At 75.0% G+C, this 23,350-nt stretch carries 21 protein-coding genes and 1 riboswitch; of the genes, 14 read left to right on the top strand and 7 right to left on the bottom strand.

The annotated features are described in order from the left end of the window. The first annotated feature begins 7 nt into the window (after nucleotides 1-7). Nucleotides 8-1,009, top strand: a complete 1,002-nt coding sequence (locus tag ACIQWA_RS18875; RefSeq protein WP_402483820.1) for an N-acetylmuramoyl-L-alanine amidase — start codon at nucleotides 8-10, stop codon at nucleotides 1,007-1,009. Nucleotides 1,010-1,218: 209 nt separating this feature from the next. Then, nucleotides 1,219-2,121 carry a hypothetical protein gene (locus ACIQWA_RS18870; RefSeq protein ID WP_402483818.1) on the top strand — a complete coding sequence of 301 codons (903 nt, stop codon included), beginning with the start codon at nucleotides 1,219-1,221 and terminating at the stop codon, nucleotides 2,119-2,121. Nucleotides 2,122-2,233: 112 nt separating this feature from the next. Here ACIQWA_RS18870 and ACIQWA_RS18865 read toward each other — a convergent pair whose 3' ends face one another. The 3 genes from ACIQWA_RS18865 to ACIQWA_RS18855 form a co-directional block, all read right to left on the bottom strand. Beyond that, the gene (locus tag ACIQWA_RS18865; RefSeq protein WP_360228254.1) at nucleotides 2,234-3,295 is read right to left on the bottom strand and encodes a prenyltransferase; all 1,062 of its coding nucleotides are present in this window, start codon (nucleotides 3,293-3,295) and stop codon (nucleotides 2,234-2,236) included. Further along, a complete protein-coding gene (locus ACIQWA_RS18860; RefSeq protein WP_360228257.1) occupies nucleotides 3,292-4,044 on the bottom strand; it encodes a class I SAM-dependent methyltransferase in 753 nt (250 codons plus the stop codon). The genes ACIQWA_RS18865 and ACIQWA_RS18860 overlap by 4 nt, the downstream gene beginning before the upstream one ends. A gap of 98 nt (nucleotides 4,045-4,142) precedes the next feature. After that, nucleotides 4,143-5,453, bottom strand: a complete 1,311-nt coding sequence (locus ACIQWA_RS18855; protein ID WP_402483816.1) for a glycosyltransferase family 4 protein — start codon at nucleotides 5,451-5,453, stop codon at nucleotides 4,143-4,145. A gap of 274 nt (nucleotides 5,454-5,727) precedes the next feature. Here ACIQWA_RS18855 and ACIQWA_RS18850 point away from each other — a divergent pair, with 274 nt between their 5' ends. The 7 genes from ACIQWA_RS18850 (at nucleotide 5,728) to ACIQWA_RS18820 (ending at nucleotide 12,958) form a co-directional block, all read left to right on the top strand. Further along, nucleotides 5,728-6,348 (top strand): TetR family transcriptional regulator, encoded by a 621-nt coding sequence (locus tag ACIQWA_RS18850; protein ID WP_402483814.1) that lies wholly within the window; start codon nucleotides 5,728-5,730, stop codon nucleotides 6,346-6,348. 139 nt (nucleotides 6,349-6,487) lie between these two features. After that, nucleotides 6,488-6,568, top strand: a riboswitch (cobalamin riboswitch). Nucleotides 6,569-6,681: 113 nt separating this feature from the next. Next, nucleotides 6,682-7,935: a prenyltransferase/squalene oxidase repeat-containing protein gene (locus tag ACIQWA_RS18845; protein WP_402483812.1), complete on the top strand. Its 1,254-nt coding sequence runs from the start codon at nucleotides 6,682-6,684 to the stop codon at nucleotides 7,933-7,935. Next, nucleotides 7,935-8,633 (top strand): SCO2322 family protein, encoded by a 699-nt coding sequence (locus ACIQWA_RS18840; protein WP_402483810.1) that lies wholly within the window; start codon nucleotides 7,935-7,937, stop codon nucleotides 8,631-8,633. Before ACIQWA_RS18845 ends, ACIQWA_RS18840 begins: the two co-directional genes overlap by 1 nt. Nucleotides 8,634-8,676: 43 nt before the next feature. After that, on the top strand, nucleotides 8,677-9,783 hold the full coding sequence (locus tag ACIQWA_RS18835) for an energy-coupling factor transporter transmembrane protein EcfT (RefSeq protein ID WP_402483808.1): 1,107 nt from the start codon (nucleotides 8,677-8,679) through the stop codon (nucleotides 9,781-9,783). Beyond that, a complete protein-coding gene (locus ACIQWA_RS18830; RefSeq protein ID WP_402483806.1) occupies nucleotides 9,780-11,429 on the top strand; it encodes an ABC transporter ATP-binding protein in 1,650 nt (549 codons plus the stop codon). The genes ACIQWA_RS18835 and ACIQWA_RS18830 overlap by 4 nt, the downstream gene beginning before the upstream one ends. After that, nucleotides 11,426-12,262, top strand: a complete 837-nt coding sequence (locus ACIQWA_RS18825; protein ID WP_402483804.1) for an ECF transporter S component — start codon at nucleotides 11,426-11,428, stop codon at nucleotides 12,260-12,262. The genes ACIQWA_RS18830 and ACIQWA_RS18825 overlap by 4 nt, the downstream gene beginning before the upstream one ends. A gap of 36 nt (nucleotides 12,263-12,298) precedes the next feature. Next, on the top strand, nucleotides 12,299-12,958 hold the full coding sequence (locus ACIQWA_RS18820) for a hypothetical protein (protein ID WP_402483802.1): 660 nt from the start codon (nucleotides 12,299-12,301) through the stop codon (nucleotides 12,956-12,958). A 137-nt stretch (nucleotides 12,959-13,095) separates the two neighbouring features. Here the strand turns inward: ACIQWA_RS18820 and ACIQWA_RS18815 are convergent, their stop codons facing one another. After that, complete coding sequence (locus ACIQWA_RS18815) at nucleotides 13,096-13,401, bottom strand: putative quinol monooxygenase (RefSeq protein WP_360228284.1); 306 nt, start codon at nucleotides 13,399-13,401, stop codon at nucleotides 13,096-13,098. Between the two features lie 101 nt (nucleotides 13,402-13,502). Next, nucleotides 13,503-13,958 (bottom strand): hypothetical protein, encoded by a 456-nt coding sequence (locus ACIQWA_RS18810; protein ID WP_360228287.1) that lies wholly within the window; start codon nucleotides 13,956-13,958, stop codon nucleotides 13,503-13,505. 701 nt (nucleotides 13,959-14,659) lie between these two features. Between ACIQWA_RS18810 and ACIQWA_RS18805 the strand changes: the two genes are divergently transcribed. Next, complete coding sequence (locus ACIQWA_RS18805; protein WP_402483799.1) at nucleotides 14,660-17,506, top strand: glycoside hydrolase family 3 C-terminal domain-containing protein; 2,847 nt, start codon at nucleotides 14,660-14,662, stop codon at nucleotides 17,504-17,506. A 252-nt stretch (nucleotides 17,507-17,758) separates the two neighbouring features. Beyond that, the gene (locus ACIQWA_RS18800) at nucleotides 17,759-18,637 is read left to right on the top strand and encodes a LysR family transcriptional regulator (protein ID WP_402483797.1); all 879 of its coding nucleotides are present in this window, start codon (nucleotides 17,759-17,761) and stop codon (nucleotides 18,635-18,637) included. Nucleotides 18,638-18,726: 89 nt separating this feature from the next. Here ACIQWA_RS18800 and ACIQWA_RS18795 read toward each other — a convergent pair whose 3' ends face one another. Continuing rightward, on the bottom strand, nucleotides 18,727-19,038 hold the full coding sequence (locus tag ACIQWA_RS18795; protein ID WP_402483796.1) for an antibiotic biosynthesis monooxygenase family protein: 312 nt from the start codon (nucleotides 19,036-19,038) through the stop codon (nucleotides 18,727-18,729). Between ACIQWA_RS18795 and ACIQWA_RS18790 the strand changes: the two genes are divergently transcribed. After that, on the top strand, nucleotides 19,037-19,318 hold the full coding sequence (locus ACIQWA_RS18790; RefSeq protein WP_402483868.1) for a hypothetical protein: 282 nt from the start codon (nucleotides 19,037-19,039) through the stop codon (nucleotides 19,316-19,318). The two genes, ACIQWA_RS18795 and ACIQWA_RS18790, sit on opposite strands and share 2 nt — an antisense overlap. 171 nt (nucleotides 19,319-19,489) lie before the next feature. Here the strand turns inward: ACIQWA_RS18790 and ACIQWA_RS18785 are convergent, their stop codons facing one another. Continuing rightward, nucleotides 19,490-20,908, bottom strand: a complete 1,419-nt coding sequence (locus tag ACIQWA_RS18785; RefSeq protein ID WP_402483794.1) for a DUF2079 domain-containing protein — start codon at nucleotides 20,906-20,908, stop codon at nucleotides 19,490-19,492. A gap of 119 nt (nucleotides 20,909-21,027) precedes the next feature. Between ACIQWA_RS18785 and ACIQWA_RS18780 the strand changes: the two genes are divergently transcribed. Both ACIQWA_RS18780 and ACIQWA_RS18775 read left to right on the top strand, forming a co-directional pair. Beyond that, a complete protein-coding gene (locus ACIQWA_RS18780; RefSeq protein WP_402483792.1) occupies nucleotides 21,028-21,705 on the top strand; it encodes a response regulator transcription factor in 678 nt (225 codons plus the stop codon). Then, complete coding sequence (locus ACIQWA_RS18775) at nucleotides 21,695-23,293, top strand: sensor histidine kinase (protein ID WP_402483790.1); 1,599 nt, start codon at nucleotides 21,695-21,697, stop codon at nucleotides 23,291-23,293. Before ACIQWA_RS18780 ends, ACIQWA_RS18775 begins: the two co-directional genes overlap by 11 nt. The last annotated feature ends 57 nt before the right edge of the window (nucleotides 23,294-23,350 follow it).

Genomic DNA, 23,350 nt, shown 5'->3' with positions numbered 1-23,350 from the left:
ACCACCCGTGACCGGCCCGACCTCCCCCGCCCCCCGCCGTTCCGCCCTGCTGCGCACCGCCACCGCGGTGGCGGTGGCCGTTCCGCTCTGCACGGCGGGCTGGTTCGGCTGGCGGTCCCTGGACGGCTCCGGCCCGGCGGCCTCCGCGCAGACGGCCACGGCCGCCGCGCAGCCCGCCGCGGCACCGCCCGCCGGCGCCGCGTCCACCGGCCCGGCCCCGGCGACCCCGCAGGCCCCGTCGACCGGCGGCACCACGCCCGGCACGCCCACCGGCACGCCGGCACCCACCGACACGCCAACACCCGCCGCCACCCCGCCGGCCCCGGCCGGCGGCGCCGACCTGGCCGGGCGCACCGTGGTGCTCGACCCCGGCCACAACCCCGGCAACTTCTCCCACCCCACCGAGATCAACCGCCAGGTGGACGTCGGCAACGGCCACAAGGAGTGCGACACCACCGGCACCGAGACCAACGCGGGCTACACCGAGGCCGACTACACCCTGGACGTCACCCGCCGGGCCCGCGCCCTGCTCACCGCCCGGGGCGCCAAGGTCGTCATGGTGCAGGACGGCGACCGCCCGTGGGGCCCGTGCGTCGACGAGCGGGCCAGGGCGGGCGCCGACGCCCACGCGGACGTCGCGCTGTCGGTGCACGCCGACGGCGCCCCGGCGAGCGGCAGCGGCTTCCACGTGATCATGCCCGCCAAGGTGGTCGCCGGTAAGGCGGACAACTCCGCGATCGTCGAACCCTCGCACCGGCTGGGCCTGCTGCTGCGCGACCGCTTCCACGCCGCGACCGGCGAGCCGTACGCCGACTACATCGCCGACCAGGGCCTGGACACCCGCTCCGACCTCGGCGGCCTCAACCTCTCCGCGGTTCCCAAGGTGTTCATCGAGTGCGGTAACATGCGCAACTCCGCGGACGCCGGACGGATGACGGACCCTCAGTGGCGGCAGCTGGCCGCCCAGGGGATCGCCGACGCGCTGGGCGCCTTCCTGACCACCCACTGACCGGACCGGGCAAGGGAGTTGGGGCGTACGGGGCCGACCGGCGGGCACCCACCGGCTCGGCACGGTTTGCAACGACTTCGACCCGTTCCCGGTCCCGCCGTGCACCGGCAGGACGGTTGGGCCTAGGCTTCTGGTCCGTTCGGGAGTTTCGGCCGGTCGGCCCGACCGCACGAAGCACCGTCCACGACACGTCAACGAGGGGAACGTAAGTGAATCTGCGCGCTCTCACCAGGGGAGACGCCGCCGTCGCAGGCGCGGCCGTCCTGCTGTTCATCGCCTCCTTCCTGCCCTACTGGACCGTGGACTGCAGCGGCCGGTACTGCGGGGACACCTCGCAGAACGCGTGGAGCACCCAGCTGTTCCCCATCCTGCCGTCGATCTACCTCCTGGGGATCGCCGCGGCCGTCCTGATCCTGGTGCAGCGCTTCCAGGGCCCCGCCGCGGCCAACCGCCAGGTGCTCGGCCTGCGGCTGGACCAGTGGGGCATCGCGTTCAGCGTCGCCGCGCTCTGGACCTCGGTCTGGGCGCTCGGCGGAGGCCCGAGCGCCACCACGCTCAGCCACGGCTTCGGCGCCTGGCTCGGCCTCATCTCGCTGGTCGTGCTGGCCGGTGCGGCCGCGGCCGCACCGCTGGTGCCGGCACTCAAGGCCCCGCTGGTCACCGAGCGCCCGGCCGTCCCGTACCAGGGCGGCTACCCGATGCCGGGTCAGCCCGGCCACCCGGGTGCCCCCGGTCAGCCCGGCCCCGGCCAGTACGGCTACCCGAACCAGGGCCACGACCCGGCCTTCGGCGCCCAGCCGGCCGGTGGCTACGGCTACCCGGCCACCGGCCAGCCGCAGCCGGGCCAGCCGGTGCCGGCCGGTCCGCAGGACGCCGCCGTGCCGGCCCCGCAGCCGGCCGCCCCGGCGGCGGACTTCCAGCCCTTCTGGTTCGCCGTCCCGGCCCCGCGCCAGCTGGCCCCGAAGGACAACCCGGCCGGCGCCCCGGTCGGCGAGGTCGTGCCGGGCACCTGGTACCTGGCCGTCGAGCAGCGCGGCGCGGCCCTGGTCGCCCAGCTGCCGGACGGCACCCAGGGCGTGCTGGCCGACACCACCGGCATCCAGCGCGGCTGACACCGCGGCTGACGCCACGGCGCGGACCCGAGCCGCGCGACGCAGACGGGAAGGGGCGGGACCGGATCACCGGTCCCGCCCCTTCCATGTGCCACCGGCAGCGGTCGTGCCGTCAGCAGCAGTCCTGGACCACCAGCCCGGCGGGCAGCTGGTCCCCGCCGAAGACCGCGACGGTCGCCGGGTCCCCGCCGAGCGCGGCCACCGCGAGCAGCAGCGCCCCGGCCGTCCAGGTGGTGCGCTCCTCGGGCCAGATCGCGTCGTCCTCGAAGACGTACCCGGTCCAGTACGAGCCGTCCTCGTGCCGCAGGTGCCGCTGGATCCAGCGCAGGATGTCCACCGCGCGGTCGGACTGGCCGATCGCCCAGAGCGCCAGCGCCAGTTCGGCGCTCTCGCCGCCGGTCACCCACGGGCGGTCGCTGACGCAGCGCACGCCGAGGCCGGGGACGACGAAGCGCTCCCAGTCCCGCTCGATCCGCGCCACCGCCGCGTCGCCGCGCAGGCCGGTGCCGAGCACCGGGTAGTACCAGTCCATCGAGTAGCGGTCCTTGTCGAGGAACCGCTCGGGGTGGTGGGCGATGGCGTGCCGCAGCCGGCCGGCCGCGAGCTCCCAGTCGGGCTGCGGCTCCTCCAGGTAGTCGGCGACGGCCAGCCCGCAGCGCAGCGCGTGCAGGATGCTGGACGAGCCGGTGAGCAGCGCCTCCCCGGTGGCGGCGCCGCTCTCGTCGACCCGCCAGGCGATCGGGCCGCCGGGCAGCCGCAGGCCGACGATGAAGTCCAGCGCCCGCCGGACCACCGGCCAGATCCACTCCAGGAAGGCGTCGTCGCCGGTGCTGAGGTGGTGGTGCCAGACCCCGACCGCGATGTACGCGCAGAAGTTGCTCTCCTTGGCCCGGTCGGTGACCGCGCCGTCGGTGTACGCGGCGTACCAGGAGCCGTCCGGGTTCTGCCGGGAGGCGAGCCAGCGGTAGGCGGCCTCGGCGGCGGCGTGCTCGCCGGCGGTGTCCAGGGCCATCGCGGCCTCGGTGTGGTCCCAGGGGTCGAGGTGGTGGCCCGCGAACCAGGGGATGGCGCCGTCGGGGCGCTGCTCGGCCAGGATGCTGCGCACGGTGTCGGCCGCCTGCTCGGCGTCCAGCACCCCGTCGAGCAGCAGCACCTCGGGGACGGCGGCGGTCACTCCGCTCCGCCCGGTGCGCGCTCGACCTTGTTCGGCTTGGCGGCGTAGGCGACGAAGCTCTTGCCGATGAGCGGGTTGAGCGCCTTCTCGGCGGCCTTGGTGATCGAGCTGATCACCGGGGTGCCGACGATGTCCCAGACCAGCAGCTGGTGGTAGGCCTTGACCGGCAGCGCCTTGTCGTTGTCCACGCCGACCGCGCACTTGATCCACCAGTACGGCGAGTGCAGGGCGTGCGCGTGGTGGGTGCCGTAGGGTTCCAGGCCGGCGTCCTTGAGCTTGCCGAGCAGCTCGTCGCCCCGGTAGATCCGGATGTGGCCGCCCTCGACCTCGTGGTACTCGTCGGACAGCGCCCAGCAGATCTTCTCCGGGAGCCAGCGCGGCACGGTGACGGCGAGCAGGCCGCCCGGCTTGAGGACCCGGAACATCTCGTTGAGCACGCCCTTGTCATCGGGTATGTGCTCCATCACCTCGGAGATGATGATCTTGTCGAAGTAGTCGTCCTCGAACGGCAGCGCCAGCGCGTTGCCCTCCATCGCGACCGCCGACGCGCCCTCGGGGGCCTCGCCGGCCTGCTCCATCGCCGCGAACCACTTCGTGACCTCGGCGATCTCCTCGGCGTTCTGGTCGAGGGCGATCACGTTGGCGCCGCGGCGGTAGCACTCGAACGCGTGCCGGCCCCCGCCGCAGCCCAGGTCGAGCACCCGGTCGCCGGGGGCGAGCGGGAAGCGCGAGAAATCGACGGTCAGCACTGCAGGGCTCCCATTCCTATTGCCACCAAGCGTCCTTGACGCTTCGTCAGGTCACACTCGCCTCAACGCCCGGAGCGACTCGCGCACGGGCGCGCCCCTCAGGGCACGTACCGCCAGCCCGGCCCGGAGCGGGCCCGGGCGCCGACGCCGGTGGCGATCGCCGCGCGGTACGCCTCGGCGGTCAGCTCGGCGGCCCGCTCCCAGGTGAACCGGGCCAGCACCCGCTCCCGGCCGGCCGCGCCGAGCTCCGCGCGCAGCTCCGGGTCGTCCAGCAGCCGGCCGAGCGCGGCGGCCAGGGCGCCCGCGTCCCCCGGCGGCACCGCCAGGCTGGTCACGCCGTCCGGCCCGGCCACCTCGGGGATCGCCCCGCCGGTGGTCGCCACCAGCGGGGTGCCGGTGGCCATCGCCTCGGCGGCGGGCAGCGAGAAGCCCTCGTACAGCGACGGGACGCAGGCGACCTCGGCCGAGCGGTACAGGTCGACCAGCTCCCGGTCGCTCAGCCCGGTGCGGAACTCGATGTGCTCCGCCAGCCCGAAGCCGCGCACCGCCTCGGCCACCGGCCCGTCCTCCTTCTGCGGCTTGCCGACCACCACCAGGTGGGCGTCCCGCTCGGTGCGGACCTTGGCCAGCGCCTCGACCAGGTACACCAGGCCCTTGAGCGGCACGTCCGCGCTGGAGGTGGTGACGATCCGGCCAGGAACCCGCTCGATCCGCGCCGAGGGCGACCAGAGCCGGGTGTCGGCGCCGATCGGCACCACCGAGATCGCGCCGGGGGCGGCGCCCAGGTGCTCGGCGATCTCGCGCTGCGAGGTGCCGGAGACGGTGATCACGTGGTCCAGCCGGGCCGCGACCCGGCGCTGCATCCGGGTGAAGGCGTACCAGCGGCGCAGCGACAGCCGCTTGCCCCGGGTGGTGGCCGCGTCCAGCTCCAACTGCCGGTCCACGGTGATCGGGTGGTGGATCGTGGTGACCAGCGGGAAGCCGTGCCGGGCCAGGCCGAGCAGGCCGTAGCCGAGGGTCTGGTTGTCGTGCACCACGTCGTAGCGGCCCTTGTGCCGGGCCAGGTACTGCCGGGCGCGCAGCGAGAAGGTGAGCGGCTCGGGGAAGCCGCCGGTGCGCATGGTGGCGAACTCCAGCACGTCCACCGGGCCGCGGAACTCGCCGCGTGCCGGGGTGCGGAAGGGGTCGTCGGCGCGGTAGAGGTCCAGGCTGGGCAGCTCGACCAGGCGGACCGAGCCGGGGCCCTCGACCTCGTCCAGCACGGGATAGGGCTGGGCGCCGATCACGTCCACGTGGTGGCCGAGCCGGGCCAGCTCGCGGGAGAGGTGCCGTACGTACACGCCCTGACCGCCGCAGAACGGGTCCCCGCGGTATGACAGCAGGGCAATCCGCAGCGGCTGCGCGGTCATCCTCGGCCCTCATCTCTGGCTGCTATCGGTGCGAGCGGCGCCCAACGGTGGCACCGATCGCTAAAGTAGATCAGGTTTCAGTGGCTGTGGAACTCGTCATCGACCATGTGAACAATGAGAGACCTCGAAGATACCGGCCCGTAGCTTTCGCTCAGGAGCCAGGGCTGGTGATTCCCGCCACGCCGGGCCCGACCGACCGCGGGTCGACCGCGGGTCGACTTCCGGTCGACCTTTCTGGAGCACGCCGCCACCCACGCGCCCCCCGGGAGCACCCTTGCCGTCGCCGACCACGTCCGTGAGCCCCGCCTCCCCCGCGCCGGGCGAGCCGCCGCTGTCCGCGCGCCAGGCCGAGCGGCGGCGGCGCATCCTGCGCGCCGCCACCGCGCTGGCCGCCCGCGGCGGGTACGAGGCGGTGCAGATGCGGGAGGTCGCGGAGAGCGCGCAGGTCGCCCTCGGGACGCTGTACCGGTACTTCCCGTCCAAGGTCCACCTGCTGGTCGCGGTCATGCTGGAGCAGCTCCAGGGGCTCCAGGAGCACATCCGGCGGCACCCGCCGACCGATCCCGAGCCGGCCCTGCGGGTCGCCGACGCCCTCACCCGGGCCTTCCACGCGCTCCAGCGCGAGCCGCTGCTGGCCGAGGCGATGGTCCGGGCACTCAGCTTCGCGGACCGCTCGGTCGGCACCGAGGTGGACCAGGTCAGCGCCGCCACCGGACAGCTCATCCTGGACGCGATCGGGCAGTCCGGCCCGCCCAGCGAGGGCCAGCGCGCGGCCGTCCGGGTGATCGAGCACACCTGGCACTCGGCCCTGGTCGCCTGGCTCTCCGGGCGCGCCTCGATCGCCGAGGTCCGGGCCGACCTGCACACCGCGGCCCGGCTGCTCACGCTGCCCTGAGCGCCCCGGCCGCCGGGGCGGCTACCGGGGGCGATTTCTGGAACCTGTTCCAGCTCTGCGCCGCCCCGGCCGACCCGCGCGCCGCGGCCCGGCGGTTAGAGTCGACGGGCAGCACAACTCCATCCCGCTCCTCCCCCGGGGGAAGCCGGTGCGAATCCGGCGCTGACCCGCAACCGTGAGCCCGACCGCGCCCCCGGCGCCCCGGGCGAGCCGGGGCACCCGGGGAGGGACGAGCGGCGAGCCGGGCACCCGCACCCGCCCGGCACCCGTCGAGGACTACGGAACGGCCCCCGCCGGGGCCCACCACCGCTCACCGAAAGGCACACCCGCACCATGCTGACCGCCGCCCGTCTGGGCGCCGCCGCCCTGTCCGCCGCGCTGCTCGCCGGCCTCGCCGCCGGACCGGCCCTCGCCGACAGCCCGTCGCCCACGGCCGCCGCCCCGGACGGCCTGTACGGCAAGAGCGACCCGACGTACGACGGCGTCTGGCGGCAGTCCCTCGCGCTCACCGCGCTGACGGCGGCCAAGGTCACCCCCGCCGACTCCGCCGTCGGCTGGCTCACCGGACAGCAGTGCGAGGACGGCGGCTGGCCCTCCTACCGGGCCGCCGGCGCGGCCTGCGACCCCAAGACCGAGGACAGCAACGCCACCGCCGTCGCCCTCCAGGCCCTGGTCGCCCTCGGCGGACACCAGAGCGCCGTCGACAAGGGCCTCCAGTGGCTCAAGGCCAACCAGAACGCCGACGGCAGCTGGGCCTACAACCCCGGCAACCCCGGCGACGCCAACTCCACCGGCCTCGTGGTCAACGCGCTGCTCGCCGCCCGGACCGACCCGGCGAGCATCGCCAAGCCCGGCACCGGCGGCGCCGCCGGGAAGAACGCCTTCGACGGCCTCGCCCGCTTCCAGCTCGGCTGCGCCGCCCCCGCAGACCAGCGCGGCGCCTTCGCCTTCCAGCCCGACCCGGCCGCCGGCACCCTCGCCCCCAACACCCTCGCCACCGCCCAGGCCGCCCTCGCCGCCGCCGGCGGGCACCTGCCGGTCGCCTCCTCGGTGCACGCCGACGCCACCGCCAAGCCGCTCGCCTGCGCCGACGGCTCCGCGCCCGCCACCGTGCCGCACGCCGAAGCGGGCGAGGCCGTCAGCGCCTACCTCGCCGCCCAGCTCGGCACCGACGGCGGACACCTCACCCTCACCACCCCCGGCGCCGAACCCAAGCCCGACTACACCGCCACCGCCTGGGCCGCCCTCGCCCTGATCCAGAGCGGCCACCCCGACCAGGCCGCCGACGCCGTCGACTGGCTGGAGGGGCAGGGCGCCACCTGGACCAAGAACGGCACCGACGCCGCGGCCACCGCCACCCTCCTGCTGGTCGACCAGGCCGGCCGCCGCAGCGACGCCGCCCTCCTCGGCCAGCTCACCGCCCTCGGCCCGACGCCCAAGGCCGAGGCCCCCTCGACCACCGCCGCCCCGGCGAAGGAGAAGAGCGGCGGCATCGGGCAGTTCTGGCTGATCATCGTCGGCCTGCTGGTCGGCGTCGGCGGCGGGCTCCTGCTCAGCCTCCAGCGCAAGCGCAACCCGAAGCTCTGATGCGGGCGCAGCGTGACGCCGCCGGGGGCCGCGGCCCCCGGCGGGCACCGGCCGGCCTGACGCTCGCCATGCTCGGCGCCCTGGCGCTGCTGGCCTGCGCCACCCCGGCGCAGGCCGCCGGGTACCGGTACTGGTCGTTCTGGCGCGGGGCCGACGGCGGGGCCTGGACGTACCAGCAGCAGGGGCCCGCGACCGCCGTGCCGCCGGACGGCTCGGTGGACGGCTGGCGGTTCGCCCTCAGCCCGGACGGCGGACAGGACGCCGCGAAGCCGCGCACCGCGGCCGGGTTCGACGGGATCTGCGCCGCCACCCCCGCCCAGGACGGCCGCAAGCGGGTCGCCGTGGTGCTGGACTTCGGCACGGCCGAGGACGCGGGTGCGTCCGCCGCCGCGCCGCCCGGGTCGCGGACCGCCTGCGCGAGCGTCGCACCGCGCGCCACCTCGGCCGAGGTGCTGGCCGCCGTCGCCCCGCCGCTGCGCTACGAGTCCAACGGGATGCTGTGCGCCATCGCCGGCTACCCGAAGGCCGGTTGCGGCGACCAGGTGGACGCGGGCGCCGCCGCGCAACCCAAGGCCGGCGGCGGCAGCGACGGCGGCGACAGCAGCGGCCCCGACCTCGGCCTGGTCGCCGGCGGCGCGCTGGTCGCCGCCCTCGCCGGTGGCGCCGTCTGGCAGGCGCGCCGCCGCCGTACCTCCTGAGGCATGCCGTGGCACGCCCCGACCCCGTTCCCAGGACAGATCCGTGAGCAGCACCATCCGCAGCACCCGCCCGCCCGTCGGACCGCGCCAACTGCACCCCGGGGCCTGGTGGTTGTGGGCCCTCGGGCTGGGCGCGGCGGCGACCCGCACCACCAACCCGGTGCTCCTGCTGCTGCTCGCCGCGACCGCCGGGTACGTGGTCGCGGCGCGCCGCGGCGACGCGCCCTGGTCGCGTTCGTACGGGGCGTTCCTGCGCCTCGGGCTGCTGGTGCTCGGCATCCGGCTGGTCTTCGCGGTGCTGCTCGGCTCGCCCGTCCCCGGCACCCACGTGCTGTTCACCCTGCCCGAACTCCCGCTCCCCAGCTGGGCGCAGGGGGTGCGGATCGGCGGGCGGGTCACCCTCGAAGGCCTGCTCGCAGCGCTGTACGACGGGCTGCGCCTGGCCACCCTGCTGATCTGCGTCGGCGCCGCCAACTCGCTGGCCAGCCCGGCCCGGCTGCTGCGCGCCCTGCCCGGCGCGCTCTACGAGGCGGGCGTGGCCGTGGTGGTGGCGATGACCTTCGCGCCGAACCTGGTCGCCGACGTGCGCCGGCTGCGCGCCGCCCGCCGGCTGCGGGGCCGCACCGACAAGGGCGTCGCGGCCGTGCTGAGCGTCGGACTCCCCGTCCTGGAGGGCGCGTTGGAGCGCTCGATCGCCCTGGCGGCGGCGATGGACACCCGCGGCTTCGGCCGCACCGCCGACGTGCCGCGCCGACTGGCCCGGGTGACGGCCGCGCTCACCCTGGCCGGGCTGCTCGGGGTCTGCCTGGCCGCGTACGGGCTGCTGACCGCCGGGGGCGCCGGCTGGGCGCTGCCGGTGCTGCTGCTGGGCCTGGCCGCCGCCTTCGCCGGGCTGCTGCTCGGCAACCGACGGTCCGTCAGATCCCGCTACCGGCCCGACCCCTGGGCACTGCCGGAGTGGCTGACCGCCGGATCCGGGGCCGCCGCGGCCGCCCTGTTCAGCTACCTCGCGACGCGTGATCCGGCCGCCTTCGCCCCCACCGTCGTCCCGCCGACCGTCCCCGAGCTGCCGCTGGCCGCCGTTCTGGCCGTACTCCTCGGCCTGGTACCGGCGTTCGCCGCCCCGACCCCGCCCCGGAGGGCATCGTGATCACCTTCGAGCAGGTCTCCGTCCGGTACGCGGACTCCGCCGCCCCGGCGCTGGCGGGCCTCGACCTCACCGTGCCGGAGGGCGAACTCTGCCTACTGGTGGGCCCCTCGGGCTCCGGCAAGTCCACCCTGCTGGGCACGGTCAGCGGCCTGGTGCCGCACTTCACCGGCGGGGTGCTGCACGGCCGGGTCACCGTCGGCGGCCGGGACACCCGCGAGCACCGGCCGCGCGAACTCGCCGACCTGGTCGGCACCGTGGGCCAGGACCCGCCGGCGCACTTCGTCACCGACACCGTCGAGGACGAACTCGCCTACGGCATGGAGTCGCTGGGTCTGCCCGGCGACGTGATGCGGCGCCGGGTCGAGGAGACCCTCGACCTGCTCGGCCTCGCCGACCTGCGCGACCGCGCCCTGGGCTCGCTCTCCGGCGGCCAGCAGCAGCGCGTCGCGATCGGCTCGGTGCTCACCGTGCACCCGCGCGTCCTGGTCCTGGACGAGCCCACCTCCGCCCTCGACCCGGGCGCCGCCGAGGAGGTGCTGGCCGTGCTGCAACGGCTGGTGCACGACCTGGGCACCACCGTGCTGATGGCCGAGCACCGGCTGGAGCGGGTCGTCCAGTACGCCGACCAGGTGCTGCTGCTGACCCCGGGCGAACCGCCCGTGCTGGGCGAACCCGCCGAGGTGATGGCGCACTCCCCCGTGCACCCGCCGGTGGTCGGCCTCGGCCGGCTCGCCGGCTGGCGGCCGCTGCCGCTGTCCGTCCGGGACGCCCGGCGCAGGGCCGCCGCGCTGCGCGCCGAGTTGGACGGGCGCGCGCCCGGCGGCCCGGCCGGGCCGTCCGCCAGTCCGTCCGCCGGGCCGTCCGCTATTCCGTCCGCCGGGCCGTCCGCAGCCCCGATCGCCGCCGTCGACCGGCTGGCCGTACGCCGCGGCCCGGTCCAGGCCCTGCGCGGGGTCGACCTGGTGCTGCGCCCCGGCGAGATCGCCGCCCTGATGGGCCGCAACGGCGCCGGCAAGTCCACCCTGCTCGGCAGCCTGGTCGGCCTGCACGCCCCCGACTCCGGCCGCGTCACCGTCGGCGGCCGCACCCCGCACCGCACCCGCCCCGCCGAACTGATCCGGCACGTCGGCCTCGTCCCCCAGGACCCGCGCGACCTGCTGTACGGGGAGAGCGTCGCCGCCGAGTGCGCCGCCGCGGACACGGACGCCGGGGCGGCCCCGGGCAGCTGCCGCGCCCTGGTCGCGCGACTGCTGCCCGGCATCGCCGACACCGCCCACCCCCGGGACCTCTCCGAGGGCCAGCGGCTCACCCTCGCCCTCGCCGTCGTCCTCACCGCCCGGCCCCCGCTGCTGCTCCTGGACGAGCCGACCCGCGGCCTGGACTACGCCGCCAAGGCCCGGCTGGTCGAGATCCTGCGCGGGCTCGCGGTCGAGGGGCACGCCGTCCTGCTGGCCACCCACGACGTCGAACTCGCCGCCGAACTCGCCCACCGCACCCTGATCCTGGCCGAGGGCGAGATCGTCGCCGACGGCCCGACCGCGGAGGTGGTGGTCTCCTCCCCCGCCTTCGCGCCGCAGGTCGCCAAGGTGCTCGCGCCCGGACCGTGGCTCACCGTCCGGCAGGTCGCGGAGGCACTGCACGCATGAGCAGCCGACCCGTACCGCTCGGCCGCCGCTCCGTCGCGGCGCTGTCCCTGGTCTCCCTGGTCGGTGTGACGGCCTTCGGCTGGCCGCTGCTCGCCTCCACCGGTTCGGCCCTGGTCGGCCACTCCGCCGACGCGCCATGGCTGTTCGCCCTGCTGCTGCCGCTGCTGCTGGCCGTCGTCATCGCGCAGATCTCCGAGGGCCGTACGGCGGGCGGCGGGGCGCCGGGCCTGGACGCCAAGTCCGTCGCCCTGCTCGGGGTGCTGGCGGCGGCCGGCGCCGCGCTGCGGCCGCTGGGGGCGGGGACGGCGGGCCTGGAACCGATGTTCTTCCTGATGGTGCTGTCGGGGCGGGTCCTCGGCCCCGGTTTCGGCTTCGTCCTCGGCTCGCTGTCGATGTTCGCCTCCGCGCTGCTCACCGGCGGGGTCGGGCCGTGGCTGCCGTTCCAGATGCTCGCCATGGGCTGGGTCTGCCTCGGCGCGGGCCTGCTGCCCGGCCCGGCCACGCTGCGCGGCCGCCGCGAACTGCTGCTGCTGGCGGGGTACGGCGCCGTCTCCGCCGTCCTGTACGGCACGATCATGAACCTCCAGGGCTGGCCGTACATCGGCGGCCTGGCCGGCTCCATCTCCTTCCACCCCGGCGACCCGCTGCCCGCCAACCTGGTCCGCTTCGCCGCTTACTGCCTCACCACCTCCCTGGGCTGGGACCTCCCGCGCGCCGCCCTCACCGTCGTGCTCTGCCTCACCCTCGGCACCCCCGTCCTGCGCGCCCTGCGCCGGGCCACCCGCCGTGCGGCCTTCGACGCCCCCGTCGACTTCCGGCCGCCGCTAGGGTGACCGTTCGAACCGAGCACCAGAACGGGAGTCCCCCCAGTGTCCGACGCACCCCTCGCCCCCGACTGCGACCTCGGCCCCGACCTCGACGAGCCCGAGGACGACGAGGACACCCCCTGGATCGTCGCGAGCTGCCCCGTCGGCCCCGAACTGGCCGCCCGGCTGGTGGCGATGGCGGACCTCGACTGGACGGACGCCGACGCCGGCGAACGCGCGATGACCGAGGCCGGCTGGCGCTCGACCGGCGACCACCTCGGCGAGCTCAACGAGAAGGCCTGCACACCGGCGGGCCACCTCGTGTACGGCGACGACAGTCTCTTCCTGCCCTTCGCCTACGAGTACTACGTCGACCCCGACGGCGGGATGGCCGAGGACTTCTGGGGCACCCTCCCCGGCTGGCAGCGCAGCACCGACCAGGAGACCGACACCTTCAACGAACAACTGGACGCCGTGGCAGAGCAGTTCACCACCCTGCTGGGCCCGCCCGATCACGACCTCAGCCACCAGCGGGAACCGCACTCGAGCTACCGGTGGCGGTACCGCGTCTGGCGCCGCGGCGACAACGCCCTGGTGGTGGCCCCAGGCATGGACCCCTTCTCGTACTGCCAGTTCGAGCACGCCTTCGTCCAGATCCGCCCGCTCCCGGCGGACGCACCGCTGCCGCCCACCGAGGAACTGCCGGACTTCTTCACCTGGTAGCCGCCGGCGGACGCCGCACCCCTGCCCGACGGACACCACACCCTGCCTGACGGGCCAGACGGTCCGCACGCCCGGGTCGGTTGGCCCGGGCGTGCGGACCGTGCGGACCGTGCGGACCGCGCGAGGAGGACGCGCGGTCAGATGAGGCCCTTGGCCGGGTCTCCGGCGGGGAAGGCGTCCAGGACGGCGACGTCGGCGGGCTCGGCGAGGGCGGCGGCGAGGACCGGGCCGAGCGCGGCCAGCGGCGCTCCGGCGCTGTGGGCGTCGAGGGCGGCCCGGTCGGCCCACTTCTCGACCACGGTGATCCGGTCGGGGCCGGCGTGGACGGCGTAGAGCTCGCAGCCGTCCTCGGCGTGGATGGCCGGGGCGTGCTGCTCGAAGGCGGCCAGGACTTCGTCGCGCCGGCCGGGCTTGGTCCTGATCGTGGCGATGACGACGGGCATGCAACTCTCCAATGATGGTGTGCAGATCATGCTATCGACCCAGCGAGGGGCCCGAGTTGAGCGGAATCGGCCGGCGCCGGCAGGACTCAGCGATCCACGACTCACCAGTCCAGGGCGGACCGGGCCAGGGCGCCGAGCCCGAGGGCGGCCGGGAGTTCGACGAGGAACGCCATCGCGAGGGCGGTGTACCAGGCGCCGCCGCCCTCGGCGGTCATCACGTCGAACCAGGCGTCGAGGAGGAGCAGGGTCGCGGCCGCGGCGGCGGCCAGGGCGGTCAGGCGTGAGCGCCGGACGAGCAGCCTGGCGGTGGCGATCAGACCGGCGACCTGCAGGACATCCATGCCGATCCACACCGTGGACCAGTTCCTGACCTCGGCCTGCCCTCGGGTGGCCGACCCGAGGACCAGGATCCAGGCGAAGAGCAGGAGTGAGACGGCGATCAGCGCCCCGCCCAGGAGTGCGCGGGAGCGCTCCGCCGTCGGATGCGCCGATCCCAGGCGGTCGAGCGCCGCCCGCACCGGCCGCACCGGCCGACCGTCCCCCGTTGTCGTTTTCATGATCGAGAATCTACCCACCCCCTCGCGGGACCCGGCGGGCGGCGCCCGGGGGCCGGGACCGTAGCCCGGTCCCGACGGGTACGGCGACCGCTACTGGGCCCTGGCCACCGGCGCGCCTGCCGCCCGGGGCGGTACCCCGGGCACCCCGCTATCGTCGCCCGGTCGTGGTCGACGGGGGGAGTACGGGGTGGGACTGATCCAGCAGTGGCGGGACTCCAAGGCGCAGGAGCTGCACCGGGAGAGCCTTCGCCTGCTCAACCGGGGGCGCGCGCGGGACGCGGAGCCGGTGGCGCGCGAGGCGGTCCGCATCCGCTCGAAGGTGTTCGGCCCGGGTGATGCCACGACCCTGGCGAGCCGGGTGGTACGGGCGCGCGCACTCGAACGCCTCCAGCGCCGTGCCGAGGCGGAGGCCGAGCTGCGCGAGGTGCTGCGGCTGGCGCCCGACTCGACCGACCGGGGCGAGCTCGTCCGCTGGGCCCCGGATGGGGCTCGCCCAGGTCCTGGCCGAGCTGAGCTGACCCCGGCCCCAGCCCCCCGGGGGCGGACGATGGCGCGCGCACCGCCCGGCGCGCGCCCCGGACATACCCGACACGCCCTGGCGCGCCACCTGCCGTCCGGGGCCGAACCATCGTAGATTTGACGGATCGTCACTTTTAGGCCCGCCCGGCCGTCCACGACTCCGTCGATCGGTGGTGGTTGCCATGCGACGTCCCTCCCTGCGGATGCGGATCCTCCGGATCGGCCTCGGCGGCTGCCTGCTGGCAGCCGCCACGACCGGCAGTGCCGCGGCCGAGCCGGGCGGGCGCCCGAAGGACGCGCCGGGTTCGCCGGAGCAGCGGATCGAGAGCCTCCTCGCCCAGCTCACCACGGACGAGAAGGTCACCCTGCTGCGCGGCCGGGACGCCCCCGCCGGGGTGGACTCCGTCGGCTACGTCGCGGGCGTCCCCCGGCTCGGCATCCCGCCGCTGCTGCTGACCGACGGCCCGGCCGGGGTGCGGGACGGCCGCCCGGCGACCGCGCTGCCCGCACCCGTCGCGCTGGCCGCCGCCTTCGACCCGGTGCTGGCCGCCCGGTACGGCGACGTGCTGGGCCGGGAGGCACGGGCGCGCGGCTACCAGGTGCTGTACGCGCCCATGGTGAACATCGTCCGGGTCCCCCAGGGCGGACGGAACTTCGAGACGCTGGGCGAGGACCCGTACCTCGCCGGGCGGCTCGCCGCCGCCGAGGTGCGCGGCATCCAGGCCCAGCGCGTCGCCGCGCAGGTCAAGCACTACGCGGCCAACAACCAGGAGGACAACCGCCAGTCGTACGGCTCGGAGGTGGACGAGCGCACCCTGGCCGAGATCGAGCTGCCCGCCTTCCGGGCGGCCGTGCGGGAGGGCCGGGCCTGGTCGGCGATGTGCGGCTACAACCCGGTGAACGGCATCTGGGCGTGCGAGAACTTCCCGCTGCTGCGCGACGTGTTGAAGGGCCGTTGGGGCTTCGACGGAGTGGTCGGCTCCGACTACCCTGCCACCCACTCCGCCGTCAACGCCGCCGCGGGCGGGCTGGACCAGGAGTTCGGCGGTTCGAGCTACTTCGCCGCCCTGCCCGCCGCCGTGGCGGACGGCCGACTCGCCCCGGCCGTGCTGGACGACCAGGTCCGCCGGGTGCTGCGGCTGATGGCGCGCACGGGGGCGCTCGACGGCGGACAGGCGCTCCCGGTCGATCCGGCCGCCGGAGCGCGCGACGCCCGGACGGCCGCCGCTGCCGGAACGGTTCTGCTGCGCAACGAAGGGTCCGCCCTGCCGCTGGACGCCACCCGGCTCAAGTCCGTCGCCGTGATCGGCCCCTGGGCGGACCGCGCCTACACCGGCGGCGGCGGCTCCTCGCACGTCACCCCGTACGCCGAGCACACGGTGACGCCCCGCCAGGGCATCGCGGCCCGGGTCGGCCCGAACACCGAGGTGCGCCACGACCCCGGCGACGACCCGGCCTCGGCGGCCGCGGCGGCCACCGGCGCGGACGTCGCGGTGGTGGTGGTCGGCGACCAGGAGACCGAGGGCGCCGACCGCGGCTCGCTGAGCCTCGCCGCGGCGGACGAAGCGCTGATCCGGGCCGTCGCCCGGGCCAATCCGCACACCGTGGTGGTGCTGAACACCGGCGGGCCGGTCACCATGCCGTGGCTGGACGCGGTCCCCGCCGTGGTCGAGGCCTGGTACCCGGGCGAGCAGAGCGGCGCCGCGCTCGCCGACGTGCTGTTCGGCGACGTCGACCCGGCCGGGCGACTGCCCGTCACCTTCCCGACCTCCGCCGACGCCACCCCGATCCGGGACGCCGCCCAGTACCCGGGCACGGACGGCGTCTACCACTACACCGAGCGCCTCGGCGTCGGCTACCGCTGGTACGACGCGAGCGGCACCGCCCCGCTGTTCCCCTTCGGCCACGGCCTCTCGTACACCACCTTCGCCTACGACGGCCTCACCGTGACCGGCCCCGACCCGGCCGGCCGGGTGCGGGTCGGCTTCGACCTCGCCAACCGGGGCACCCGGACCGGCACCGAGGTGCCCCAGCTGTACCTGACCTTCCCGGCCGCGGCCGGCGAACCCCCGCAGCAGCTCAAGGCCTTCGACAAGGTCACCCTGGCGCCCGGCGCCTCGACCCATGTGGAGCTGCGGCTGGACCGCTCCGCCTTCGCCGTCTGGGACGGGGGCGTGCACGGCTGGGGCGTTCCCGGCGGGCGGTACGGCCTCACCGTCGGCTCCTCCTCCCGCGCGCCCCGGTTGCGGGGCACCGTGGACGCCCCCGCGTCCCCCGCCGTCTCCACCTGGTCCGGGCGGATCACCGGCTCCGACGGCGCCTGCCTGGACGCCTCGGCCGCCGCCGGGGACGCCGACCGGTCACTGGAGGCGACGAGTTGCTCGGGTGCGGCCGCCCAGGACGCCACCGTCGGCTCGGACGGCAGCATCGGCGTCCTGGACGGCTGCCTCACCCCGGCCGGTTCCGCCGACGGCGCCGCCGTCCTCCTGCGGGACTGCACCCGGACCGCCGACCAGGAGTGGCGCAGCGGCCCGGACTCCTCGCTGCTGAACCCGTCGACCGGCCGGTGCCTGAGCGACACGGACGGCCGGCTGCTGCTGCAGGCCTGCACGGCGAGCGCCCAGCAGCGCTGGACCACGCCCAGCCCCAGCGGGCCGCTGACCGGCATCGCCGGGCAGTGCACGGACGTCGACGGGGCGCACACCGCCAACGGCACCGCCGTCCAGCTCTACCACTGCAACTCCACCGGCGCCCAGGACTGGACCGTCCGCCAGGACGGCTCGCTCCGGGCGCTCGGCAAGTGCCTGGACATCACCGACGGCCACACCGCCGCCGGCACCCCCATCCAGCTCTACGACTGCAACGGCACCGCCGCCCAGCGCTGGCTCCCGCACCCGGACGGCACCCTGGTCAACCCGGGCTCGCAGCGCTGCCTGGACGCCCGGGGCGGCAGCAGCGCCGACGGGACCAGGCTCCTGATCTGGGACTGCGCGGGCAGCGCCAACCAGCTCTGGAAACTGCCCGCTTGACCGTCCCACCCGCTCGACCCGGTCGGCCACCGCCGCCCCGGGTCGAGCGCCGGCTCCCACGGGTCGCCCCCGGAATCCGCCCCACCGGCGATCGCGCGCGCGGCGTTCGGAATGCCCGAACGCCGCCGTACGCTGTCCCGCGACACCGGCAGGATCATCGCGAACACCTCAACACGAGCCGCAGCACGAACCACCAGCGGGCCGAGCGGGCCCGCGACCGCACGCGGGCGTTCGGGGGGACCGGAGAAACCAGTGGAACTTCGTCAGTTGCGCGTCTTCGAGGCCGTGGCCACCCACCGCACCGTCACCGCCGCGGCCGTGGCGCTCGACCTGGCCCCCTCCTCGGTCTCCGAGCAGCTCCGCACGCTCGAACACAGCCTGGACACCGAACTGTTCGGCCGCGCCCCGCACGAGTTGAGCCTCACCGCGGCCGGCGAGCGGCTGCTGCCCTGGGCCCGCAAGCTGCTCGACCAGGCCGAACAGGCCCGCCGGGAGGTGGTCGCCGACCGCGCCCGGCTCCGGCTCGGCGCGCTGGCGACGATAGCCGCGACCCACGCCCCGGCCGTACTGGCCCGGCTCGCCGAACGCCGTCCCGGCCTGGACGTCGCGCTGCACACCGACACCGCCCGGGACGCCCTGCTCGGCGGCGTCGCGGCCGGGGCACTGGAGGCCGCCCTCATCCTGGACACCGCCGGACCGCTCGGCGAACTCGGCTTCTACCTGCCGCCCGCCCCGCTCGACCACCTCGACCTCAGGGACGTCCCGCTCGCCCTGGTCGCGGCCCCCACCCACCCGCTCGGCGACGCCACCGCCCTCACCCGCGAGGACCTGCGCGGCCAGCGCCTGCTGGTGAACGCGCCGGCCTGCTCCTTCCGGCTGGCCGGCGAGCGCCTGCTCGGCAACGACGTCGAACGCATCCGCACCGGCGGAGTCGCCGTCACCCGCGCCTGCGCCGAACAGGGCCTCGGCATCGCCCTGCTCCCCGACTTCGCCGTCCGGGAACCGCTCACCTCCGGCACCCTCGTCCGCCTCCCCCTCGCTCCCCCGCCCCTCCAACTCCGCCTGGTCTGGCGCGCCGACCGCGAAACCGTCCCCGGCCTGCGCGCGACCCTGTACGCCGCCGCGGCCTGAACTCCCTTGCCGGACACGGCGAGCAAGCAGACGAACGGCGCGCCCCGGAACCCCGGGACGCGCCGTTCGCCGCCTACCCACCCGCCGGGTCAGGCCTTCGGGCCCGCCGACTGCACGACCTCGAAGGACCACAGCGTGGACCCGGAGGCAGCCGGCCGCTTCGGGGCCTCGCCACCCTCGCCGCCACCACGGTGGGCGGCCTGCATCGGGCCCTCCATCCAGGCCTTGAAGTCCTCCTCGCTGCGCCAACGGGTGTAGACCAGGTACTGGTCGGTCCCCTCGACCGGCCTCGACGACTTCGTCCGCAAGGCCCAGCTCTCCCAGTAAGAGGCGGTCCGGGCCCAGTTCGAGGCGTTCGGCCGCAACTTCACCGACGCCGAGAACCCCTCCACCGGCCACATCTACTTCCTCCTCAACTCCCCCTGGACCTCGCTGCACTGGCAGCTGTTCACCGGTACCGGCAACACCCCGGCCCTGCCCACCGACGTCCACCTCGTCGACGACAGGGGCCGGCCCGTGCTGCCCGTCACCTGGTCCGACAACCAGGTCAGCCTCTGGCCCGGCGAGTCCACCACCCTGACCGCGACGGTCCGCAGCGCCGACCTCGCCGGCACTGTCCCGAGCCTGCGCATCTCGGGCTGGAACACGGACACCGTCATCCAGGCGGTCGCCGCCTCCTGACGCACGGCGCAAGGTGTCCGGCCACGGTCTCCGGGCCGGGCCGGGCCGGGCCGGGCCGGACACCTTGCACCCGGTGGGCCCCGTTCGACGCCTCGGCGATGAAATGGCCCGCCCCCTTGACCAGCCGAGCCGCGCGGAACGTGCGGCCACTGCTCGCCGCCGGGGGCCGCGTCATCGGTCGGCGAGTCGGTACAGCTGGATGCCGGACCGCTCCACGACCAGCCGGTAGCCGTGCGCGGGGATCTCCGGCACGCGGGACCGCTCCCAGGGGAAGTCGGGCAGGCCGCCGCGCGCGGGGTCGCTGATCAGCAGCCACTCCGGTTTCGTGCCGCTGTCCAGGACCTCGGGGAACTGGTAGACGTGGGCCCGCGCCGTGAGCTGCGGGGCGAGGAAGTTGGCGGCTCCGACATGGGCGCCGTCGGGGACGACGGACATGACCTCGCGGGCCGCGCCGACCCAGGGGCTGGGCCGCCACGCGGCGGTCAGCTCCCGCAGCGGAAGGAAGGGAAGCGCCAGCAGGCTCACCGTGACACTCACGGCCACCGCCAGGCCGACGAGTCGGCGGCGGTGGAGCCTGCCGAGGGCCTGGGCGAAGGCGACGAAGACGACGGGCATCAGAACGGCGCTGTAGTGGTACTCCAACCCCCAGTACGCCGGGGTCGTCGACCAGAACCGCCAGGCCAGGGTGGGCAGCGCGAGGAGGACCAGCGGTGAGCGCAGGGCCAGGAACGCGGTCGGGGCGAGCAGCGCGACCAGCGTTCCGAGTTTCTGCGGTGGCAGGAACAGCCGGGTGAGGGGATTGCCGGCGGCTTCACTGGCGGAGTGGAGGTAGGCGTAGTGGCCGTCGGGGTTGAAGGCGGGGATGACGACCAGCACGATCAGCAGGCCGGACAGGATGCCGTAGGCCAGGACGGCGGTGCCCAGTCGACGGCGGCCGCTCAGCAGGATGTACAGGCCGACCGCGGCGACGGTCAGCGGCAGGTCCTCCTTGACCAGGACCAGCGGCAGTGCCCAGGCCGCAGCGGCTCGCCAACGACGCAGGGCCAGGTTCTCCAGGCAGAAGGCGAGCAGCGGGACCGCGAAGGCGATCTCGTGGAAGTCGAAGCCGACGGCACTCTGCAGACCCCAGGACAGGCCGTAGGCGATGCCGATCGCGGTGCCGAGCCGCGGGGTGGTCGTGCGGATCGCCAGCCGGGTGACCGGGATGACGGACAGAGCGATCAGCGCAGCCTGGGCGGTGAGCAGGGTCAGGGGGGTCGGGAAGAGCCGGTAGAACGGGGCGAGGGTGGCCAGGATCGGGTGGAAGTGGTCACCGAGGAGGTTGTAGCCGGCGCCCTTGAGTTCGGAGACGGGGACGCGCAACTCGGCGTAGGCGCGCACGGCCTGCTCGAAGATGCCCAGGTCGTAGCCGGTGGATCGGAGCCGGAGGTGCTTGCTGACCGACAGGGTGGCGTAGGCGGCGAAGAACAGCGCCGCGAGCAGCCGGGGGCGGCCGGTGCGCCGCCGGCTGGCGTCGTCGCCGGGCGGCGGCACCGGAGTCGCGAACGGGCGCGGGCGCGGGCGGGCTAGGGACGGGACAGGGGAGGGCACCGGGACTCCTGCGGGGCGCGGACGAGGGCCTCCACCGTCGGTCGGCCGGCGTGAAGCGGCGATGAAGCCGGATGAAGCGATCTTCATGTGCGGATCCGCGCTCATGGCACGATTGCCGCATGTGCGTGCTGGTGATCGAGGACGACGAGCGACTGGCCTCGGTGCTCCGTCGCGGCCTGGAGAGCGAGGGCTACGCCGTCGATGTGTGCCACGACGGCCGCCACGGCCTCTGGATGGCCCGGCAGCGGCCCTACGAAGCGATCATCCTGGACATCATGCTCCCCGGCCTGGACGGGTACCGGGTCTGCGACCGGCTGCGGCGCGAGGACATCCGTGCCCCGATCCTGATGCTCACCGCCAAGAACGGTGAGTACGACGAGGCGGAAGCCCTGGACACCGGGGCCGACGACTACCTGACCAAGCCGTTCTCCTACGTGGTGCTGCTGGCACGGCTACGGGCGCTGATCCGGCGCGGCGGTCCGGTGCGCCAGGCGGCCGTCCGGATCGGGGATCTGCACCTCGACCCGGCCACCCGCCGCTGCCTTCGCGGCGGGACGGAGATCGAGCTCACGGCGAAGGAGTTCGCGGTCCTCGCCTACCTCGGGCTCCGGGCCGGCGAGGTGGTGAGCCGCGCCGATCTGCTGGAACAGGTCTGGGACGCCCACCACCAGGCCGCCAGCAACATCATCGACGTGCACATCAGGGCGCTGCGCCGCAAGATCGACGTCCCGTTCGACCGCTCCACCATCCAGACGGTGCGCGGAGCCGGTTACCGGCTGGTCGACGATGCCCGGTAAACGCCTGCCGATCCGCCTGCGCGCCGCCCTGGCCGCGGCCCTCACCGCCGCCGTGGCCTTCACCACCGGTGCGCTGTGGCTCCGCCACGAGGTCCACGCCTCGACCATGGCCGACAGCCTCAACCAGGCCAGAGCCAGCCTGAACGTGGTCGAGGTCCTCTACCACCAGCTGCGGCTCTTCCGCCGCGGGGTCGACGCCTCGGACACGGCCAACGGCCCCGACCAGGCCGGACCCGGAGCTGCCCTCATCCGGAGCCCCACCAGCTGGGCGGTCGTCGACCACGCAGGCCGGTTCGTGGACGGCGACCCCGACCTGGAGCCTTTCGTACCGCGTCCGCTGGGAGCGCACCCCGACCTGCCGGGACCGACGGAACCCATCGAACGGGACCTCCGCCTGGGCACTGTGAGTGGCGATGCCCCACCCGGAAGCAAGCAGTTCTCCGGCCGCGAGTTCACGGTGGTCTCCTCGACGTTCCGGAGCCGGGACCCGTTCGACGCCAGCGGTCCCACCGAGCCCCTCACCCTGCACATCGTCGTCACTGCCGAGGAAGCCGAGGAGGCCGTCGCCGCCATCGACCGGGTGCTGTACGTCGGCATCCCGGCAGCGGTGCTGCTGGTCGCCCTGATCGTCTGGACCACCACCGCACGGGCCCTGCGCCCCGTGGAGGACATCCAGCAGCGGCTGCGCGCCATCACCAGCCGCGACCTGAGCCTGCGGGTCCCCGTCCCGCCCCGGCGCGACGAGATCGCCCGCCTGGCGGTCACCACCAACGAAACCCTCGACCGGCTGGAACAGGCCGCCGAGCAGCAACGGCGCTTCACCGCCGATGCCTCCCACGAGCTGCGCACTCCCCTGGCCGCGCTGCGAGCGGACCTGGAAGTGGCCCTGCACTACCCCGAGAAGACCGACTGGCCCGAGGTCGTCCGCGGCACCCTCGGCGACGCCGAACGCCTCGAACGGCTCGCCGAGGACCTGCTCCTGCTCGCCGAGCTCGACAACGAGGCACCGCGAACCTCCCGCCCGGTCGACCTGGGAGAGCTGTCCCGGAAGTCGGCCGCCCAGGCGCGCCGACACTCCCCCGCCGGTGTCTCCGTCCGGGTCGACCTCCCGGCGGGCGAGGACGTCACCGTCCACGGCGTGGCGCGACAGTTGGAGCGGCTGCTGCGCAACCTCCTCGACAACGCCGTACGCCACGCCCGCAGTCTCGTCGTGGTCACCGTCTCCTCGCAGGACGCGATTGCGCTGATCGAGGTCCGTGACGACGGCCCCGGCATTCCGCCGGAGCACCGCGAGAAGGTCTTTGAACGGTTCACGCGCCTCGACCCTTCCCGCGACCGCACCAGCGGCGGCACCGGCCTCGGCCTGGCCATCGCCCGTGAGATCGCCCACCACCACCGCGGCACCCTCACCGTCGACGACGCCCCGCCCGGTGCCGGAGCCCGCTTCGTCGCCTCGCTCCCCCGCGCCCGCGGCACACCGGCCGCACCCGCAGCCCCGCGAGTCGGACCGTTCACCGGTCCGCCCGCGCCCGTCGGGGACGAACGCCTGACTCAGGCGTTGATCCACGGGAAACCGCAGGCCGACTGAGAAGCGATCCGCAAACCCATCGCGGGGCTTGGGATTGGCACGAGTGTTCCCGTGTTC

The sequence above is a fragment of the Kitasatospora sp. NPDC098652 genome, assembly GCF_044760155.1.
GTDB lineage: Bacteria > Actinomycetota > Actinomycetes > Streptomycetales > Streptomycetaceae > Kitasatospora.
The sequence above is the reverse complement of the archived record's forward strand: the minus strand, read 5'-3'. Positions and strand labels throughout refer to the sequence as shown.

Excerpts from the sequence above, each read along its gene's own strand:
- ACIQWA_RS18855 (WP_402483816.1), bottom strand. The coding sequence starts at position 5,453 with ATGACCGCGCAGCCGCTGCGGATTGCCCTGCTGTCATACCGCGGGGAC.
- ACIQWA_RS18845 (WP_402483812.1), top strand. The coding sequence starts at position 6,682 with ATGCTGACCGCCGCCCGTCTGGGCGCCGCCGCCCTGTCCGCCGCGCTG.
- ACIQWA_RS18840 (WP_402483810.1), top strand. The coding sequence starts at position 7,935 with ATGCGGGCGCAGCGTGACGCCGCCGGGGGCCGCGGCCCCCGGCGGGCA.
- ACIQWA_RS18825 (WP_402483804.1), top strand. The coding sequence starts at position 11,426 with ATGAGCAGCCGACCCGTACCGCTCGGCCGCCGCTCCGTCGCGGCGCTG.
- ACIQWA_RS18815 (WP_360228284.1), bottom strand. The coding sequence starts at position 13,401 with ATGCCCGTCGTCATCGCCACGATCAGGACCAAGCCCGGCCGGCGCGAC.
- ACIQWA_RS18810 (WP_360228287.1), bottom strand. The coding sequence starts at position 13,958 with ATGAAAACGACAACGGGGGACGGTCGGCCGGTGCGGCCGGTGCGGGCG.
- ACIQWA_RS18805 (WP_402483799.1), top strand. The coding sequence starts at position 14,660 with ATGCGACGTCCCTCCCTGCGGATGCGGATCCTCCGGATCGGCCTCGGC.
- ACIQWA_RS18795 (WP_402483796.1), bottom strand. The coding sequence starts at position 19,038 with ATGTGGCCGGTGGAGGGGTTCTCGGCGTCGGTGAAGTTGCGGCCGAAC.
- ACIQWA_RS18780 (WP_402483792.1), top strand. The coding sequence starts at position 21,028 with ATGTGCGTGCTGGTGATCGAGGACGACGAGCGACTGGCCTCGGTGCTC.
- ACIQWA_RS18775 (WP_402483790.1), top strand. The coding sequence starts at position 21,695 with ATGCCCGGTAAACGCCTGCCGATCCGCCTGCGCGCCGCCCTGGCCGCG.